The sequence below is a fragment of the Pseudomonas sp. UYEF17 genome, from assembly GCF_040546125.1.
Taxonomy (GTDB): domain Bacteria; phylum Pseudomonadota; class Gammaproteobacteria; order Pseudomonadales; family Pseudomonadaceae; genus Aquipseudomonas; species Aquipseudomonas putida_Z.
Window position 1 is genome coordinate 1 of sequence record NZ_JBEPNE010000022.1, and the last position, 17,178, is coordinate 17,178.

A 17,178-nucleotide genomic window follows, 5' to 3' on the forward strand; every position below is an offset into this window, starting at 1 on the left:
CGAACCCCTGTTACCGCCGTGAAAGGGCGGTGTCCTAGGCCACTAGACGAAGGGGACGTAACCTTCGTGCCGATCCGCTTGCGCGAACCGCGGCAGAAATGGTGGAGCTAAGCGGGATCGAACCGCTGACCTCCTGCATGCCATGCAGGCGCTCTCCCAGCTGAGCTATAGCCCCGAAACAAAAGGCTCATCAGTAATCGACGAGCCTTTAAAGCCCTGCAAAACGCAGGAAAAGTGGCGTCCCCTAGGGGACTCGAACCCCTGTTACCGCCGTGAAAGGGCGGTGTCCTAGGCCACTAGACGAAGGGGACGTAACCTTCGTGCCGATCCGCTTGCGCGAACCGCGGCAAAAATTGGTGGAGCTAAGCGGGATCGAACCGCTGACCTCCTGCATGCCATGCAGGCGCTCTCCCAGCTGAGCTATAGCCCCGGATTTCTAGCCTCTCGGCCCAGCGACATCCTGAAACATCGCTTGTGCAAAACTGGCGTCCCCTAGGGGACTCGAACCCCTGTTACCGCCGTGAAAGGGCGGTGTCCTAGGCCACTAGACGAAGGGGACGAACCTTCTTACCTTCAAGACCCGGTTGCTGGACCCGGTCTTGCCCGACAGCCTTGGCTGCCAGACGGAATTTGGTGGAGCTAAGCGGGATCGAACCGCTGACCTCCTGCATGCCATGCAGGCGCTCTCCCAGCTGAGCTATAGCCCCACAATGTCGCTTTGAACCGAAGCGCTGGCTGGGTGCCTGGCGTTTCGTTTTCGTTCATCGCTGTGGACGGGGCGCATATTAAGATCGGATCGCAGGGCTGTCAAACGAATTTTTCAAAATATTCAAAAAATTTTTCACAGATAACAATCACTTACCGCCCTGCCCTTGCCAAAACTGAACAGTGAGCCCTGTGGGAGCGGGTTTACCCGCGAATGCGACGGAAAACGCACCATCGTATTCGCGGGTGAACCCGCTCCCACAGGTTCGGCTTATAGCCTCGGGACCACTGTCAGGCGATGGAGGCCAGCAGCTTTTCCCACTCTTTGTTTTCTTTCTTCGACACACCACCCAGCAGGTCCAGGGCCTGGCGCAGGCGGTAGCGGGTCAGGTCCGGGCCAAGGATTTCCATGGCGTCCAGTACCGAAACCGAGCTGGCCTGGCCGGTAATGGCGGCAAACATCAGCGGCATGGCGTCACGCAGCTTCAGCTCCAGCGCCTCTACCACCGCCTGGATGCAACCGGTGATGCGCTCCTTTTCCCACTGACGCAGGCTTTCGAGCTTCCACAGGATCAGCTGGATCACCTGGCGTACCTGGTCGGCCGACAGTTTCTTGCTTTCGAACAGCTTGGCGTCCAGCTTCAGCGCGCCTTCGAAGAAGAACCCGCCCAGCGGGGCAACCTGGCTGAAGGTTTCCACCCGGCCCTGCACGTGCGGGGCGATCTTCATCATGTAGTCGCTGTTGAACGCCCACTTCTGCAGGCGCGCGGCGAACTCCTCGACCGGCAGTTCGCGCAGCCACTGGCCGTTCAGCCAGGACAGCTTCTCGATGTCGAAGATCGGGCCGCCCAGCGAGATACGCGACAGGTCGAAGTGCTCGACCATCTCGGCCAGCGAGAACTTCTCGCGCTCGTCCGGCATCGACCAGCCCATGCGGCCCAGGTAGTTGAGCATCGCCTCGGGCATGAAGCCCATGCGCTCGTAGAAAGTCACCGAGGTCGGGTTCTTGCGCTTGGACAGCTTGGACTTGTCCGGGTTACGCAGCAGCGGCATGTAGCACAGCTTGGGCTGTTCCCAGCCGAAGTATTCGTACAGCTTGATCAGCTTGGGTGCCGATGGCAGCCACTCTTCGCCACGCAGCACGTGGGTGATGCCCATCAGATGGTCGTCGACCACGTTGGCCAGGAAGTACGTCGGCAGGCCGTCGTTCTTCATCAGCACCTGCATGTCCATGCGGTCCCACGGGATCTCGACATCGCCACGCAGCATGTCCGGTACCACGCACACGCCTTCGCTCGGCACTTTCATGCGGATCACGTGCGGCTCGCCAGCGTCCAGGCGGCGCTGCACTTCCTCGGCGCTCAGCAGCAGCGCGCGGCCGTCGTAGCGCGGGGTTTCGCCACGGGCTTGCTGCTCGGCGCGCATCTGCTCCAGCTCTTCGGCGGTGCAGAAGCAGTAGAAGGCATGGCCGGCATCAACCAGCTCCTTGGCGTACCGGGCGTAGATCTCGCCACGCTCGCTCTGCCGGTACGGGCCGTGCGGGCCGCCGACGTCCGGGCCTTCGTTCCATTCGATGCCGAGCCAGCGCAGGGCATCGAAGATCTGCTGTTCCGACTCGCGCGTGGAGCGCAGCTGGTCGGTGTCTTCGATGCGCAGGATGAACTCACCGCCGTGCTGCTTGGCAAAGCAGTAGTTGAACAGGGCGATGTAGGCGGTGCCGACATGGGGGTCGCCGGTAGGCGATGGCGCGATACGCGTGCGTACGGTGGTCATGGAGAGTCTCGAACGAAAGATGAAACAAAGGCGGGATGTTAGCAGGAGGCAGGCACCGGGCTCCAGCAATGGCGCGAACGTCACTTGTCGACCGGCCATGTGCCGCTGTTAAATTTATTTACATTTCTGGAACGATAGTCCTCATGCCTGCCCAACTCAAACGCCGCCTGCTGGTCTTCTTCACCGTGGTGGCCGTCATCGCCCTTGCCTTCCTGGCCCACTGGTACTTCAAGGGCCGCTTCTACGAAAGCACCGACAACGCCTACGTACAAGGCGAGATCACGCGCATTTCCAGCCAGTTGGGCGCACGCATCGACGAGGTGCGGGTCGAGGACAACCAGCACGTCAAAAAAGGCGACCTGCTGGTGCGCCTGGAGGCCGCCGACTTCGAACTGGCCGTGCAACGCGCCCGCGCCGCCCTGGCCACCCGCGAAGCCGAGCAGGTGCAGGCGCAAAGCCGCCTGACCCAGCAAGCCAGCCTGATCGCCGCCGGCCAGGCCCAGGTGGCGGCCAACCAGGCCACCTTCGACCGCTCGCGCCTGGACCTGAGCCGCGCCGAGAAGTTGCGCAAGCCAGGTTTCGTATCGGAAGAGCGGGTCACCACCCTGTCCGCAGACAGCCATGTCGCCGGCTCGCAGGTCGACAAGGCCCGTGCCGACCTGCAAAGCCAGCGCCAGCAGGTCAATGCGCTGACCGCCGAGCTCAAGCGCCTCGACGCGCAGATCGCCAACGCCCGCGCCGACCTGGCCCAGGCCGAACTGAACCTGACCCGCTGCGAAATCCGCGCACCGATCAGCGGCAGCATCGGCCAGCGCAACGCGCGCAATGGCCAGGTGGTACAGGCCGGTGCCTACCTGCTGTCGATCGTGCCGGACGAAGACATCTGGGTGCAGGCCAACTTCAAGGAAACCCAGATCGGACGCATGCAGCCCGGCCAGCGTGCCGAACTGCTGTTCGACAGCTACCCCGACACACCGATCGAAGGCCGGGTCGACAGCCTGTTCGCCGCCTCCGGCGCGCAGTTCAGCCTGCTGCCGCCCGACAACGCCACCGGCAACTTCACCAAGGTGGTGCAGCGCATCCCGGTCAAACTGACCTTCCGCGCCGACAACCCACTGCACGGGCGCATCCGCCCTGGCATGTCGGTGACCGCCACCGTCGACCTGCGCAGCGAAGACGAAGGCCGCAATGGCCGGTGACCAGCTGCTCAGGCCCACCGCCGAGCCGACCCGGCGCGACTGGATCGCGGTAATGAGCGTGATGCTCGGCGCCTTCATGGCGGTGCTGGACATCCAGATCACCAACTCGTCGCTCAAGGACATCCAGGGCGCGCTGTCGGCGACGCTGGAGGAAGGCTCGTGGATTTCCACCTCTTACCTGGTCGCGGAGATCATCATGATCCCGCTCACCGCCTGGCTGGTGCAGCTGCTGTCGGCGCGGCGCCTGGCGGTGTGGGTATCCGGCGGTTTCCTGTTGTCGTCACTGTTGTGCTCGATGGCCTGGAACCTCGAAAGCATGATCCTGTTCCGCGCCCTGCAGGGTTTTACCGGCGGTGCGCTGATCCCGCTGGCCTTCACCCTGACCCTGATCAAGCTGCCCGAACACCACCGCGCCAAGGGCATGGCCATGTTCGCCATGACCGCCACCTTCGCCCCCTCCATCGGCCCTACCCTGGGCGGCTGGCTGACCGAGAACTGGGGTTGGGAATACATTTTCTACATCAATATCCCGCCGGGCCTGGTGATGATCGCCGGCCTGCTGTACGGGCTGGAAAAGAAGGACGCGCACTGGGAACTGCTGAAAAGCACCGATTACGCCGGCATCGTCACCCTGGGCCTGGGGCTTGGCTGCCTGCAGGTGTTCCTGGAGGAAGGCCACCGCAAGGACTGGCTGGAGTCGCAGCTGATCGTCGGCCTGGGCAGCATCGCCCTGGTCAGCCTGATCACCTTCGTCATCCTGCAGTTTTCCAAGCCACACCCGCTGATCAACCTGCGCATTCTTGGCAACCGCAACTTTGGCTTGTCGAGCATCGCCAGCCTGGGCATGGGGGTGGGCTTGTACGGGTCGATCTACCTGCTGCCGCTGTACCTGGCACAGGTGCAGGGCTACAACGCCTTGCAGATCGGCGAGGTGATCATGTGGATGGGTATCCCGCAGCTGTTCCTGATCCCGCTGGTGCCGCAACTGATGAAAGTGGTGTCGCCCAAGGTGCTGTGTGCCCTGGGGTTCTGCCTGTTCGGCGCCGCCAGTTTCGGCTCGGGGGTGCTCAACCCGGACTTTGCAGGGCCGCAGTTCAACCATATCCAGATCATCCGTGCCATCGGCCAGCCAATGATCATGGTGACCATCTCGCTGATCGCCACGGCGTATATACAGCCGCAGGATGCGGGTTCAGCGTCGAGCCTGTTCAATATCCTGCGTAACCTGGGCGGTGCGATCGGCATTGCGCTGCTGGCCACGCTGCTCGATGCACGGACCAAGGTGTATTTCGATTACCTGAGGGAGGCGGTGGTGCCGAGCAACCCGCAGGTGGCGGAGCGGTTGGCGCAACTGGCGGAGCGGCTGGGCAATGACAATGCGGCGCTGGGCAAGTTGAGCGAGATCACTCATCAGCAGGCGTTGATCATGGCCTATAACGATGCGTTCCACTTTGTGGGGATTGGGTTGGCGGTGAGCATGCTGGCGGTGTTGTTGACGCGGAAGTTGCCAGAGGGGCTGAAGGCTGGGGAGACCCACTGAATAGGTTGTCGCCTGAGCCGGCCTCTTCGCGGGTAAACCCGCTCCCACAGGTACTGCGCAGAGCTCAAGGATTACAACGATCCTGTGGGAGCGGGTTTACCCGCGAAGAGGCCAGTGCAGGCAGTAAAAAAATCAGCTGGTAATCAACCGCTCGCGCAGTTGGGCAATCTCGTCGCGCAATTGCGCCGCGGCCTCGAACTCCAGGTCGCGGGCGAACTGCATCATCTTCTCTTCCAGCTGCTTGATGCGCTTGGTGATCTCGCCCGGCGTGCGCAGCTCGGCCTCGTAACGGGCGCTCTCCTCCGCTGCCTTGGCCATGCCCTTGCGCTTCTTGCTGCGCGCGCCGGGCACGGTGGCGCCTTCCATGATATCGGTGATGTCCTTGACCACGCCTTTGGGCACGATGCCATTGGCCAGGTTGAATGCGATCTGCTTCTCGCGACGACGCTCGGTCTCGTCGATGGCGCGCTGCATGGAACCGGTGATGTTGTCGGCATACAGGATGGCCCGGCCATTGAGGTTACGCGCAGCACGGCCGATGGTCTGGATCAGTGAGCGCTCGGAGCGCAGGAAACCTTCCTTGTCGGCATCGAGGATCGCCACCAGCGACACCTCGGGCATGTCCAGGCCCTCACGCAGCAGGTTGATGCCCACCAGCACGTCGAAAGTACCCAGGCGCAGGTCGCGGATGATCTCCACCCGCTCGACGGTGTCGATGTCCGAGTGCAGGTAACGCACCCGCACGTCGTGGTCGGCCAGGTAGTCGGTGAGGTCTTCGGCCATGCGCTTGGTCAGCGTGGTGGCCAGCACCCGCTCGCCCTGCGCCACGCGCTTGCGGATTTCCGACAGCAGGTCATCCACCTGGGTAAGCGCCGGGCGTACTTCCACCTGTGGGTCGACCAGGCCGGTGGGGCGCACCACCTGCTCTACCACGCGCCCGGCGTGCTCGGCCTCATAGGGACCCGGGGTGGCCGACACGAAGATGGTCTGCGGGCTGACATCTTCCCACTCGTCAAAACGCATCGGCCGGTTGTCCAGCGCCGAAGGCAGGCGGAAGCCGTATTCGACCAGGGTTTCCTTGCGCGAGCGGTCGCCCTTGTACATGGCGCCGACCTGCGGAACGCTGACGTGGGATTCGTCGATCACCAGCAGCGCATCGGGCGGCAGGTAGTCATACAGGGTGGGCGGCGGCGCCCCGGCCGGGCGCCCGGACAGGTAGCGCGAGTAGTTCTCGATGCCGTTGCAGTAGCCCAGCTCCAGGATCATCTCCAGATCGAAGCGGGTGCGTTGCTCCAGGCGCTGGGCCTCGACCAGCTTGTTGGCCTTCTGCAGGTACTCCAGGCGGTCCTTGAGCTCTTCCTTGATGCCTTCCACCGCCTCCAGCAGGGTTTCCCGCGGGGTGACGTAGTGGCTCTTGGGGTAGAAGGTGAAACGCGGCAGCTTGCGGAAGACCTCGCCAGTCAGCGGGTCGAAGGCGGCGATGTTCTCCACCTCGTCATCGAACAGTTCGATGCGGATGGCCTCGAGGTCCGATTCGGCCGGGAAGATGTCGATCACATCGCCACGCACGCGGAAGGTGGCGCGGGCAAAGTCCATCTCGTTGCGCGTGTATTGCAGGTCGGCCAGGCGGCGCAGCAGCGCGCGCTGGTCGAGCTTGTCGCCGCGGTCCACGTGCAGGACCATTTTCAGGTAGGTCTCGGGGCTGCCCAGGCCGTAGATGCACGACACGGTGGTGACGATGATCGCGTCACGCCGCTCCAGCAATGCCTTGGTCGCCGACAGGCGCATCTGCTCGATGTGGTCGTTGATCGAAGCGTCCTTCTCGATGAAGGTGTCGGACGACGGTACGTAGGCTTCAGGCTGGTAGTAGTCGTAGTAGGAAACGAAGTACTCCACCGCATTGTTGGGGAAAAACGCCTTGAATTCGCCATACAGCTGCGCGGCCAGGGTCTTGTTCGGCGCCAGCACCAAGGTCGGGCGCTGCACCTGCTGAATGACGTTGGCGATGCTGAAGGTCTTGCCCGAGCCGGTCACCCCGAGCAGCGTCTGGTGCGACAGCCCCGCCTCGATGCCTTCGACCATCTGGCGAATGGCCTCGGGCTGGTCGCCGGCCGGCTGGAAACGGGTGACGAGCTGGAACTCGGACATGACGGACCTCGCGGTGTTGCAGCAACTGTAAATTTAGCCAGTAGTCTATACCCAAATGCGCCCGCCGGGGGGCGCTTTCAAGGCACAGCTGTGAGCGCTTGTTACGGTGGACCCGGCAATTAGACCAATGGTCGAAAAATATTTGCGCAAATGACCGGAAAAGCGATGCCGGACTGTCGCGGTGACCGGTCGGTATCACTATACTGACTCCCCGTTTGTGCACCGCTTCAGTGCATTCGGGCTGGAGCGTGTACGTCCTATCACACTCCAATCAGAGCCAAGGTAACAATGAGCCTGTTTTCCGCTGTCGAGCTGGCACCCCGCGACCCTATTCTGGGCCTCAACGAAGCATTCAACGCCGACCCACGTACCGACAAGGTCAACCTGGGCGTGGGCGTGTACTGCAATGAGGAAGGCCGCATTCCGCTGCTGCGCGCCGTGATCGAAGCCGAGACCCAGCGTGCCGCCCAGCACGCCTCGCGCGGCTACCTGCCGATCGACGGCATCGCCACCTACGACCAGGCTGTACAAAAGCTGCTGTTCGGTGCCGAGTCGCCACTGCTGGCCGCTGGCCGCGTGGTTACCGTGCAGGCCGTCGGCGGTACCGGCGCGCTGAAGATTGGTGCCGACTTCCTCAAGCGTGTGTCGTCTGACGCCGTGGTTGCCATCAGCGACCCGAGCTGGGAAAACCACCGCGCGCTGTTCGAATCGGCCGGCTTCCCGGTGCAGAACTACCGCTACTACGACGCGCCGACCAACGACGTCAACCGCGCCGGCATGCTCGAAGACCTGAACAACCTGCCGTCCGGCTCGATCGTGGTGCTGCACGCCTGCTGCCACAACCCGACCGGCGTCGACCTGAGCCTGGACGACTGGAAAAACGTCCTGGAAGTGGTCAAGGCCAAGGGCCACGTGCCGTTCCTCGACATGGCCTACCAGGGCTTCGGTGACGGCATCGCCGAAGACGCCTTCGCCGTGCGCCTGTTCGCCGAGTCGGGCCTGGAGTTCTTCGTGTCCAGCTCGTTCTCCAAGTCGTTCTCGCTGTACGGCGAGCGCGTCGGTGCGCTGTCGATCGTCACCGCCTCCAAGGACGAGAGCACCCGCGTGCTGTCGCAGGTCAAGCGCGTGATCCGCACCACCTACTCCAACCCGCCGACCCACGGTGCAACCATCGTTGCCACCGTGCTGAACAGCGCCGAACTGCGCCAGATGTGGGAAACCGAGCTGGCCGAAATGCGCGAGCGCATCCACGGCATGCGCAAGCAGATGGTTGCGCTGCTGGCCGAATATGGCGCCAACCGCGACTTCAGCTTCGTTGGCCGCCAGGTTGGCATGTTCTCGTACTCGGGCCTGACCGTCGAACAGGTCGCCCGCCTGAAGAACGAGTTCGGCATCTATGCGCTGGACACCGGCCGCATCGCCGTGGCCGCGCTGAACCAGAGCAACATCCACGTGGTGACCAAAGCTATCGTGCAGGTGCTGTAACTCATTGTTTTGCCTAGGGGTGGCTTGACTTCCCCTAGGCAATCAGTAAGATACGCACAGATTCCGCGATAGCTCAGTCGGTAGAGCAAATGACTGTTAATCATTGGGTCCCTGGTTCGAGTCCAGGTCGCGGAGCCAAACATTGAAAACCTCCAGATGCGCAAGCACTGGAGGTTTTTTGTTGCACTTATCCCCTCATGCCAGAGCATGGCTGCTGTATCGTCCGAGATCCCTCGACGAGCACAGGCAAGCATGAAAGCCAACGACTTCACCCAGAACGCTCAGCAAGCGGTGGCAATCGCCGCCAACCAGGCCCTCCTGGCAAGCCGACAAGCAACGTTCGCCGTGGGTGGCTGCATCATCGAAAATGCCACTGGCAAGGTACTGGTCGCCCTGCACAACCGCGTGCTGGAGCCTTCTGCAAGCCAGGCGCAACCCGCATACAGGCTTCACGACCCAACGGGGCATGGTGAGCGCCGGCTGGTCGACTGGTATTTCGACAACCAGCAGCGCCTTGCCCTCCCCCCTGCGCATGAACTGACCGTCATCACCACGCTCGACCCCTGCGCCATGTGCGCAGGTGCCTTGCTGACTGCCGGCTTCAATGTTGCGGTAAGTGCGCTCGACACCTTTGCCGGCATCAATCATGACGGCCGCTTCGAATTCCCCGGCCTGCCGGCCGCACTTCGTCTGCGCGTGCAAGCCACATGGGGCTACTATGCTGTCGGCAGCCCTTTTGATCGCGACTATGTCGGGCCGGCGCAAGGGCCGATCTACGCTGGCGAACGTATCGACGCCGCAACGATGTGCCTTACCCGTTCGTTGTTCGAAGCCAGCGTGAACCACGTGCACGACGAAAGCAGCAACGCCGGCCTGCCGCCCTCTGCCCTGAAAGACCCGATCACCCTACCCAGCCGGAGCTTGGTACGCCAGGCCCTGGCGGGTTTGAGCCCATGGAGCCTGCGCATCAAAAGTGCAGACCCTCGCCTGCCCGGCATCGAACTGGCCGAGCCATTGGTCGACACCGCTCTCGCGGCAGATACGTGCAACGCCGTAGCCTTGCTGGACCCATTCGGCAATCTGCTGGCCTGCCTGGGCGGTGACGAAACGCGCTCCCCCATTCGCACTGCGTTCATGGAGACCACTCGCAGCTACGCCGCGTTACGCTGGAACCTGATGAACCATGACGACCCACAGGTCCGCGACGAAGCACACCAGCATCTCACCCACCCCCGTTACTGCACATTCGTCCTGCTCCGTTTTCCGGACCCGGCCGGCAGCGAGGCGGTCATGACCCTTGGCGCCTATGGCTCCACCCTGGAACGGCACACCGCGCCGTCTTTCCCCTCAAGCCTGCAATATGTATTGCTGCCAACTGGCTGCACTGCCAAGGATGTTGCTCGACTGGCGCAAAATCTGCCGCCGTTCTACACCAGCAACGCGCAGGTCGCGCCTTGCCAGGTACTGGACCCGAACCTGATGCAGGAAGTGACAACCCGGCTGGGGCAGGCTCAGCGCTCCGAGCCTGCTGCCGGATAGGGCAATGTGACCGCACTGCCTTCATCCACCAGGCTCCAGACCAGCAACTTGGCTGACTGCCTCTGACTGGCGTTGCGTGACACGCTGTGCACGGTACCCGGGGCTTCGTACCAGTATTCACCGGCCTTGTAGGTTTTCTCCGGCTCGTTATCGAGCTTCGATACCACTGCCCCTTCCAGCACGTAGGCCATCACTGCGCCCGGGTGCTGATGCGCGGGTGATGCCTGGCCGGGGGCGTAGCTGACGGTGAGCATCACGGCGCTCTTGCCGGGGGCGTTCGAGGGTTGTTGCTGCTGCAGGACCTTGACCTGGCCGGCAGCGTCGCCGTGCGCCCAGGCAGGGGTCTGGGCGGCGAACAGGGCGAAAAGGATGATGCTGAAGGGTTTCATGGGGGGCTTCTCCTGGATGGCAATTGCCTGCAGGTTAGGCCTGTGGGGCAGAGAGACAAATGACCAATTCGGGGAAAAACCAAGAGGCCGATTATTGCCTGTGCCGGCCTCTTCGCGGGCTTGCCCGCTCCCACACCCTTGAAGCCTGTGGAGAACCCTGTGGGAGCGGGCGAGCCCGCGAAAAGGCCGGTGCAGGCAACAGAGATCTCAGCTGCTAAGCCCGATCGGATAAAACTCACCGCGGCTCCAGACCCCAAGCCACTCTTCCCCATCGATCTCACGCGGCACCGCCAGCTCTACCAACTGGTAGAACACATTCCGATTAATCAGCGCCTCAAGGTTGCTGCGCATCAGCACATACGGCGATGGCTCCTGCGTGACCGGGTCGATCACCACGCGCAGCGGGTTGGCCGGCCCGGCTTCGACCTGGTCCTCGACATTGCTGGTGAAGCGCAGCACCTGCTGCTCACCCTTACCTTCCACATCCAACGCCACGGCCACGAACGGCGCATCGTCGACGCGGATGCCCACCTTCTCTACCGGGGTAATCAGGAAGTAGTCATCGCCATCGCGGCGGATGATGGTGGAAAACAGCCGTACCATCGGCTTGCGACCGATCGGCGTACCCAGGTAGTACCAGGTGCCATCACGGGCGATGCGCATGTCGATGTCACCGCAGAAATCCGGGTTCCACAGATGCACCGGCGGCAGGCCCTTGGCCTTGGGAATCTGCGCCAGAAGATCATTGGCCTTGCCGGAATCGCTCATCACGCTTGCCTCATTCACTCACACCCAGAAGGCTACGAGCGTACTCGCGCATCGGCGCGCCAAGCAAATCCTCCGGGGTTTTATCGTGGAACGTCAACAAACCGCCACGGCTCTTGATACGCGCAGTGTCGATCAGGTAGCGGGTGCTGGTTTCGATGAGCATCATCTGCACCACGCCGGTGTCCCAGCCCAGGCGGTCGACCGCCTGTTCGTCATACCACTCGTCGCCATTGCCGATACGGTCGTCGGTCCGGGCGAAGCGGGTGTACAGCACGTAGTCGGCACCCACTGAACGCGCTTGGGCGATGGCCTCTTCCAGGCCCAGTGGCCCTTGGGCGCGGCGTACCAGCGGGAAATACTCGACGAAGCTCTTGTAGGCCTGCTCGGCTACCGCGTTCTGCCGCGGCACCGGCCCCTTGCCTGGGGGCACGAACGCGCCCTGGCCGATGAAGATGAACGAATCGGGCTGCAGGCGGATCGACAGGGTGCGCCGGGTATCGCTGTGGTCCAGCAGACCGGCATCGCTCATGTGGTAACGGACGCCCTCGCCCATATCGCTGACATTCATGCAACCGCCCAGCGCCATCAGCGCCAGCAGCAAAACCAGGCTACGCATCTTTCCTCCAGTGGCCGGCGACGAAAAACCGGCGAATAGCCGGCGGATGCAGCTTTTGCGCCAGCTTCAGCCACCGATCACCTTCATCACCATCACATCGCCGGAAAACGCCAGGTCCTGCTTGTCTGCCAAGGCCTTGACCAGCAAGCGCTGCAGGGCCGGCAGCGCCTGATGCCGCGGTTTTTCCAGCAGGTCACCGACGAAATGGCGATTGCCCGACGACAGGCAGCCGTGTAGCCAGCCCGTGGAGGACAGGCGCAGCCGCGAACAGGTGCGACAGAACGGTACGCTTTCGTTGGCGATCACGCCGAAGTGGCCTTTGCCGGGTACCTGATAACGCAAGGCGGTGGCATCCAGCGGCGCGTCGACCTGAACGTAGGCATGCTTGCCAGCGATCAGTGCGAGCAGTTGGTCGAGGCCGACGAACTGCTGCAGGAAGGCGTTGTGGTCACGGGCCAGGTGGCCCATGCGCATGAGCTCGATGAAGCGCAGTTCGAAGCCGCGCTCAAGGCAGTAATCCAGCAACGGCAGCACCTGATCGAGGTTGTGCCCGCGCATCGGCACCATGTTCACCTTGATCTGCATGCCCATGGCGCTAGCCCGCTCCATGCCCGCCAGCACGCTGGCCAGATCGCCGCCCCGGGCGATACGGCGGAAGGCATGTGGGTCGAGGGTGTCTAGGGAAACGTTCAATCGGCGGATACCTGCCGCCTGCAACTGGGGCAACTTGCGCGTCAGCAGCTGGCCATTGGTAGTCAGCGAGATATCGTCAAGGTCGAGCTTGGCCACGGCGGCCAGGAAGGCATCCAGACGTGGACTGACCAATGGCTCACCGCCGGTGATGCGCAAGCGTTCGATGCCGGCGGCGTCGATCAGGTAGGCCACGCCACGGGCCAGGGCATCCGCCGGCAGTTCGTCCTGTGCTGCTACCAGGCGCTTGCCGTCTGGTACGCAGTAGGTGCAGGCATAATTACAGGCAGCCGTCAGGCTGACGCGCAGGTTGCGAAAACGCCTGCCTTGACGATCGACGATCATGAATGACTCCGGCATGGATGATGGGGGCTGGCAAAACCTGACTCATAAATCAGGTTTTTGCAAGCCCTGCACATCGCCGAAATAGGTAGGAGCAGCCTTGTGCTGCGAAAGGGCCGGTACAGCCATGCAGATGTGTGCTGGCTGTACCGGCCCTTTCGCAGCACAAGGCTGCTCCTACAGGTACTGCGTATTGCCTGAACGCGGATGCTTCAGTTCGAGGGTTCCGGGTCGCGCTTGCGCTTGTTGCCCATGCGCACGCCAATGTCCATCAGGAACTGGAAGAAGCCTTCCTGATCCTCCAGCACATTGCTCCAGAACGGCGAGTGGTACAGCGCCACGGCGCCGTGCACCAGCGCCCAGGCGGCGCAATAATGGAAATACGGCGGCACGTCTTCGAGCTTGCCTTCGCTGATACGGCCCTTGATCAGCTGGGTCAGGCGGTCGAAGTTGGAGGCACGGATGCTGTGCAGCTGTTCGACCATTTCCGGTACCTGGTTGCCCTTGACCACCTTTTCTTCCAGGCGGTCGAACAGCCGGTAACGCTGCGGATCGCGCATGCGGAACTCGAAGTAGGCTCGCGACAGGGCTTCCTTGTCGCGATCGACGTCGGCCGAATGCAACAGCGCGTTCAGGTCGCGCTCGTAGTCGAGCATCAGGCGCAGGTAGATCTCCGCCTTGGACTTGAAGTGCTTGTAGATCGTGCCTTTGCCGATGCCCACGGCGTCAGCGATCATCTCGACAGTGACGCTGTCTTCACCCTGTTCGAGAAACAGTTTGAGCGCGGTGTCGAGGATTTCCTGTTCGCGACGGCGAAACTCACGGACCTTACGAGGTTCTTTCTGCATAGGAAGGACTGGATGACAATCGAAGCGGTTTATTATGCCTAACTTGCGGGAAATTGCACGGATCATCCTAGCATGTCTGTGTTTCATGATGCTTACGGCCATGCGCTGCGGGAGGAATGAAACGTTGGCGTATTCCAAATCTGTTTAAAAAACGATCAATATGCACTGGCACTGCGCCAAAGCTGACCAATACTTGAAGTGTTGGCGCGGCGCATCCCCCCCAAGTGGCGCGCCGATAAAGGTGCTCAGGGACCGCGTACCTTTGTTTTACTCCTAATGGTCTTAACCCGGATTCCCCCCCCAGAACCCGGGTTTTTTTTGGGTGTTTCGAGGGGTAATGAAGCCGGGGTTCAAGTTTGGGGTTGGTGGGGATTGCATGAGGACCACCAGGCGCCCGCCACGATAGTTGCAGCGCCTGTCAGATCGAGCGCCGCCCGCGCGGCGCTTCGCAGCACAAGGCTGCTCCTACATCTGTTTCGGGCCAGTTATTCCTGAGGCAGACCCGCGCGGGCCCGTGGTGTCCACCTCGATATCGTGCCGGGCAAACAAGGCGGCCGCGTGCATCGGAACAGGCGTTACTGGCCCGAAACAGATGTAGGAGCAGCCTTGTGCTGCGAAGCGCCGCGCGGGCGGCGCTCGATCTCACAGGCGCTGAAGATGTTGTGACAGGCACCTGGTAGCCCTCGCACACCCACCCTCTTCGAATCAGCTCACCCGCGCCAACGGGAACAAGCGCTTGAAGTTGGCAGTGGTCTGTTCAGCCAACTGCTCATAGCTGGCCCCGCGCAACGAAGCCACGTACTCCGCCACCTCACGCACGTACTGCGGCAAATTCGGCTTGCCCCGATGCGGGATCGGCGCCAGGTACGGCGAATCCGTTTCCACCAGCAAACGATCGACCGGCACCTGCCGCGCCACTTCACGCAGGGCATCGGCATTGCGGAAGGTAACGATGCCAGACAACGAAATGTAATATCCCAGGTCCAGCGCCGCCTTGGCCATGTCCCAGTCTTCGGTGAAGCAGTGCAGCACGCCAGCCTGCGGCAGGTTGGCCTCGCGCAGCAGCGCCAGGGTATCGGCACGCGCCGCACGGGTATGCACGATCACCGGCTTGCCGGTCTGCCGCGAGGCCTCCAGGTGCAGGCGGAACGAGGCTTGCTGCAACTCGGCTGCTTCCGGCTCGTAGTGGTAATCCAGCCCGGTTTCACCAATCGCCACCACATGTGGGTGAGCCAGTTCGCGCAGCAGCCATTCCAGCGCCGGCGTTTCGCCTGGCGCCAGGTCCAGCGGGTGCACGCCCACCGAGCAATCGACATCGGCGTAGCGCTCGCTCAGCGCCTTCACCGCACCAGCATTCTCGGCACTGACGCCAATACACAGGAAATGCCCGACCCCGCGCTCACGCGCCGCCTGCAGGGCAGCATCGAGGGAGCCCTGGTGGGCGCTCAGGTCTAGACGGTCGAGATGGCAATGGGAATCTACGAGCATGGGATAACGGCACACATGAAAAAATGAAAATCAGCGGGCGCCCGGCAACTGCAGCCAGTGGGCCAGCAGCGATTCAAGCAGCAGGGCGCGGTTGAGGTTGGCCTTGCCCAGCACCTTCTGGCGCTGTTCCAGGATCCATGCCTGCACCTCCAGCACCTTGGCCTGGCGGCTCTTCTGCGCCAGGTACTGCACCACCTTGCGCATATCGGCCAAGCCTAGCCCCTCCTCGTCCTGGGTCAATTGGTAGCGCAGGATCAGGTGCGCCCAGTCGCAGAACCAGTCGAACAGCAGCAACAGCGGTACACCGTTCCAGGCATCGGCCAGCTGGCTGGGCGATTGCTGCTGCTTGAGCAGCTTCTTCACCCCGTCGGTGACCAGCGCGCGCTGCTCGCGCACGCCTTGCGCCTGCAGGCTGACCGCCATCAGCGGCGAACCGGCAGCCAGGGTCAGCAACTCGTCGCGCTCGGCCTCGTCACTGTCGGGCAGCGCGCCGGCCAGCCAGGCCTGGCTCTGAGCCAGGCTGGGCTGCGGGCAGGCGACCTGCTGGCACCGGCTCTTGATGGTCGGCAACAGGCGGCTGGGCTGGTGGGTAACCAGCAGCAACACGGTGTCGCCGGAGGGTTCTTCGAGGCTTTTGAGCAGGGCGTTGGAGGCGTTGACGTTCATCGCTTCCACCGGCTCGATCAGTACCACCTTGCGCCCACCCAACTGCGCGGTCTGCACCACGAAGGCCACCAACTCGCGCACTTGGTCGACCTTGATCGGCTTGTCGGCTTCTTCGGGCTCGAGGACGAAGTTGTCCGGGTGGCTACCGGCCTTGAGCAGCAAGCAGGACTTGCACACGCCACAGGCCTCCAGGCCCTGGGGCTGCTGGCACAGCAGGCGGGCCATCAGGCGCTCGGCCAGGGCCCGCTTGCCGATGCCCTGCGGCCCATGCAGCAGGTAGGCGTGAGCGTGCTGGCTGCGGCCAGCCAATTGTTGCCAGAGTGCCTGCTGCCAGGGATAGGCCTCAGCCACGGCAACGCTCCACGATGCCTGGTAGCAACGCATCGATGGAGCGCTGCACGGCCTCCAGAGGCTGGGCGGCATCAAGCAGTGTATAGCGCTGTGGTTCGCGACCGGCGCGCTGCAGGTAGGCCTGGCGCACCGCCTCGAAGAACGCCTGGCCTTCCTGCTCGAAACGGTCCAGGCGGCCGCGGGCGGCGGCGCGGGCCAGGCCCACTTCGACCGGCAGGTCGAAGACCAGGGTCAGGTCCGGGCGCAGGTCGCCCTGGACGAACTGCTCCAGGGTGGCGATCCGCTCGACCGACAAACCGCGCCCGCCGCCCTGGTAGGCGTAAGTGGCATCGGTAAACCTGTCACACAAGACAACCGCCCCGCGGGCCAGCGCCGGCCGGATCACCTGCGCCAGGTGCTGGGCACGCGCAGCGAACACCAGCAACAGTTCGGTGTCGGCCGCCATGCTTTCATCGCTGGGCGCCAGCAGCAGCTCGCGCACCTTTTCGGCCAGCGGCGTGCCGCCGGGCTCACGGGTCAGCACCACATCCAGGCCCTGCTCGCGCAGGCGCGCAGCCAGGTAGTCGCGGTTGGTGCTCTTGCCCGCGCCTTCGGGGCCTTCCAAAGTAATAAACAAGCCGCTCACAGGCAG

14 protein-coding genes and 6 tRNA genes are annotated in these 17,178 nt (G+C 62.9%); 5 read left to right on the forward strand and 15 right to left on the reverse strand.

Annotated elements, in window-relative coordinates; all coding sequences use genetic code 11:
* Positions 1 to 99 precede the first annotated feature (99 nt).
* The 6 genes from ABIB24_RS23560 to gltX form a co-directional block, all read right to left on the reverse strand.
* Positions 100 to 175 (reverse strand) — tRNA-Ala (locus ABIB24_RS23560).
* Positions 176 to 235: 60 nt separating this feature from the next.
* A tRNA-Glu gene (locus ABIB24_RS23565) sits at positions 236 to 311 on the reverse strand.
* A gap of 43 nt (positions 312 to 354) precedes the next feature.
* A tRNA-Ala gene (locus tag ABIB24_RS23570) sits at positions 355 to 430 on the reverse strand.
* Positions 431 to 483: 53 nt separating this feature from the next.
* Positions 484 to 559 (reverse strand) — tRNA-Glu (locus ABIB24_RS23575).
* A gap of 72 nt (positions 560 to 631) precedes the next feature.
* Positions 632 to 707: transfer RNA gene (locus ABIB24_RS23580), tRNA-Ala, on the reverse strand.
* Positions 708 to 996: 289 nt separating this feature from the next.
* Positions 997 to 2,478, reverse strand: a complete 1,482-nt coding sequence (gltX, locus tag ABIB24_RS23585) for a glutamate--tRNA ligase (RefSeq protein WP_025338230.1) — start codon at positions 2,476 to 2,478, stop codon at positions 997 to 999.
* 143 nt (positions 2,479 to 2,621) lie between these two features.
* Here gltX and ABIB24_RS23590 point away from each other — a divergent pair, with 143 nt between their 5' ends.
* Complete coding sequence (locus ABIB24_RS23590; protein WP_274078911.1) at positions 2,622 to 3,677, forward strand: HlyD family secretion protein; 1,056 nt, start codon at positions 2,622 to 2,624, stop codon at positions 3,675 to 3,677.
* Positions 3,667 to 5,217, forward strand: a complete 1,551-nt coding sequence (locus ABIB24_RS23595; protein WP_085618191.1) for an MDR family MFS transporter — start codon at positions 3,667 to 3,669, stop codon at positions 5,215 to 5,217. The genes ABIB24_RS23590 and ABIB24_RS23595 overlap by 11 nt, the downstream gene beginning before the upstream one ends.
* Positions 5,218 to 5,349: 132 nt before the next feature.
* Here the strand turns inward: ABIB24_RS23595 and uvrB are convergent, their stop codons facing one another.
* Positions 5,350 to 7,365 carry an excinuclease ABC subunit UvrB gene (gene uvrB / locus ABIB24_RS23600; protein WP_039615454.1) on the reverse strand — a complete coding sequence of 672 codons (2,016 nt, stop codon included), beginning with the start codon at positions 7,363 to 7,365 and terminating at the stop codon, positions 5,350 to 5,352.
* A 288-nt stretch (positions 7,366 to 7,653) separates the two neighbouring features.
* Here uvrB and ABIB24_RS23605 point away from each other — a divergent pair, with 288 nt between their 5' ends.
* The 3 genes from ABIB24_RS23605 (at position 7,654) to ABIB24_RS23615 (ending at position 10,389) form a co-directional block, all read left to right on the forward strand.
* Positions 7,654 to 8,850 (forward strand): amino acid aminotransferase, encoded by a 1,197-nt coding sequence (locus tag ABIB24_RS23605; protein ID WP_137163286.1) that lies wholly within the window; start codon positions 7,654 to 7,656, stop codon positions 8,848 to 8,850.
* Positions 8,851 to 8,912: 62 nt separating this feature from the next.
* Positions 8,913 to 8,988: transfer RNA gene (locus ABIB24_RS23610), tRNA-Asn, on the forward strand.
* Between the two features lie 114 nt (positions 8,989 to 9,102).
* Complete coding sequence (locus ABIB24_RS23615; RefSeq protein ID WP_289515158.1) at positions 9,103 to 10,389, forward strand: cytidine/deoxycytidylate deaminase family protein; 1,287 nt, start codon at positions 9,103 to 9,105, stop codon at positions 10,387 to 10,389.
* On the opposite strand, the gene ABIB24_RS23620 is transcribed toward ABIB24_RS23615, so the two are convergent.
* The 8 genes from ABIB24_RS23620 to tmk all read right to left on the reverse strand — a co-directional run bounded on the left by ABIB24_RS23620 (position 10,362) and on the right by tmk (position 17,172).
* Entirely contained in the window at positions 10,362 to 10,778 is a 417-nt protein-coding gene (locus tag ABIB24_RS23620; protein ID WP_137163284.1) for a cupin domain-containing protein, read from the reverse strand. The two genes, ABIB24_RS23615 and ABIB24_RS23620, sit on opposite strands and share 28 nt — an antisense overlap.
* Before the next feature lie 207 nt (positions 10,779 to 10,985).
* Positions 10,986 to 11,546, reverse strand: a complete 561-nt coding sequence (locus ABIB24_RS23625) for a DUF1285 domain-containing protein (RefSeq protein ID WP_274078907.1) — start codon at positions 11,544 to 11,546, stop codon at positions 10,986 to 10,988.
* Between the two features lie 10 nt (positions 11,547 to 11,556).
* Positions 11,557 to 12,162, reverse strand: a complete 606-nt coding sequence (locus ABIB24_RS23630) for a DUF4823 domain-containing protein (protein ID WP_013971585.1) — start codon at positions 12,160 to 12,162, stop codon at positions 11,557 to 11,559.
* Positions 12,163 to 12,228: 66 nt separating this feature from the next.
* Entirely contained in the window at positions 12,229 to 13,197 is a 969-nt protein-coding gene (locus ABIB24_RS23635; protein ID WP_354317350.1) for a GTP 3',8-cyclase MoaA, read from the reverse strand.
* 209 nt (positions 13,198 to 13,406) lie between these two features.
* Positions 13,407 to 14,042 carry a TetR/AcrR family transcriptional regulator gene (locus ABIB24_RS23640; RefSeq protein WP_003260720.1) on the reverse strand — a complete coding sequence of 212 codons (636 nt, stop codon included), beginning with the start codon at positions 14,040 to 14,042 and terminating at the stop codon, positions 13,407 to 13,409.
* A gap of 705 nt (positions 14,043 to 14,747) precedes the next feature.
* Entirely contained in the window at positions 14,748 to 15,530 is a 783-nt protein-coding gene (locus ABIB24_RS23645; RefSeq protein ID WP_025338221.1) for a TatD family hydrolase, read from the reverse strand.
* A 30-nt stretch (positions 15,531 to 15,560) separates the two neighbouring features.
* Complete coding sequence (locus ABIB24_RS23650) at positions 15,561 to 16,547, reverse strand: DNA polymerase III subunit delta' (RefSeq protein ID WP_137163280.1); 987 nt, start codon at positions 16,545 to 16,547, stop codon at positions 15,561 to 15,563.
* Positions 16,540 to 17,172: a dTMP kinase gene (tmk, locus tag ABIB24_RS23655; protein WP_075044136.1), complete on the reverse strand. Its 633-nt coding sequence runs from the start codon at positions 17,170 to 17,172 to the stop codon at positions 16,540 to 16,542. Before tmk ends, ABIB24_RS23650 begins: the two co-directional genes overlap by 8 nt.
* Positions 17,173 to 17,178 lie beyond the last annotated feature (6 nt).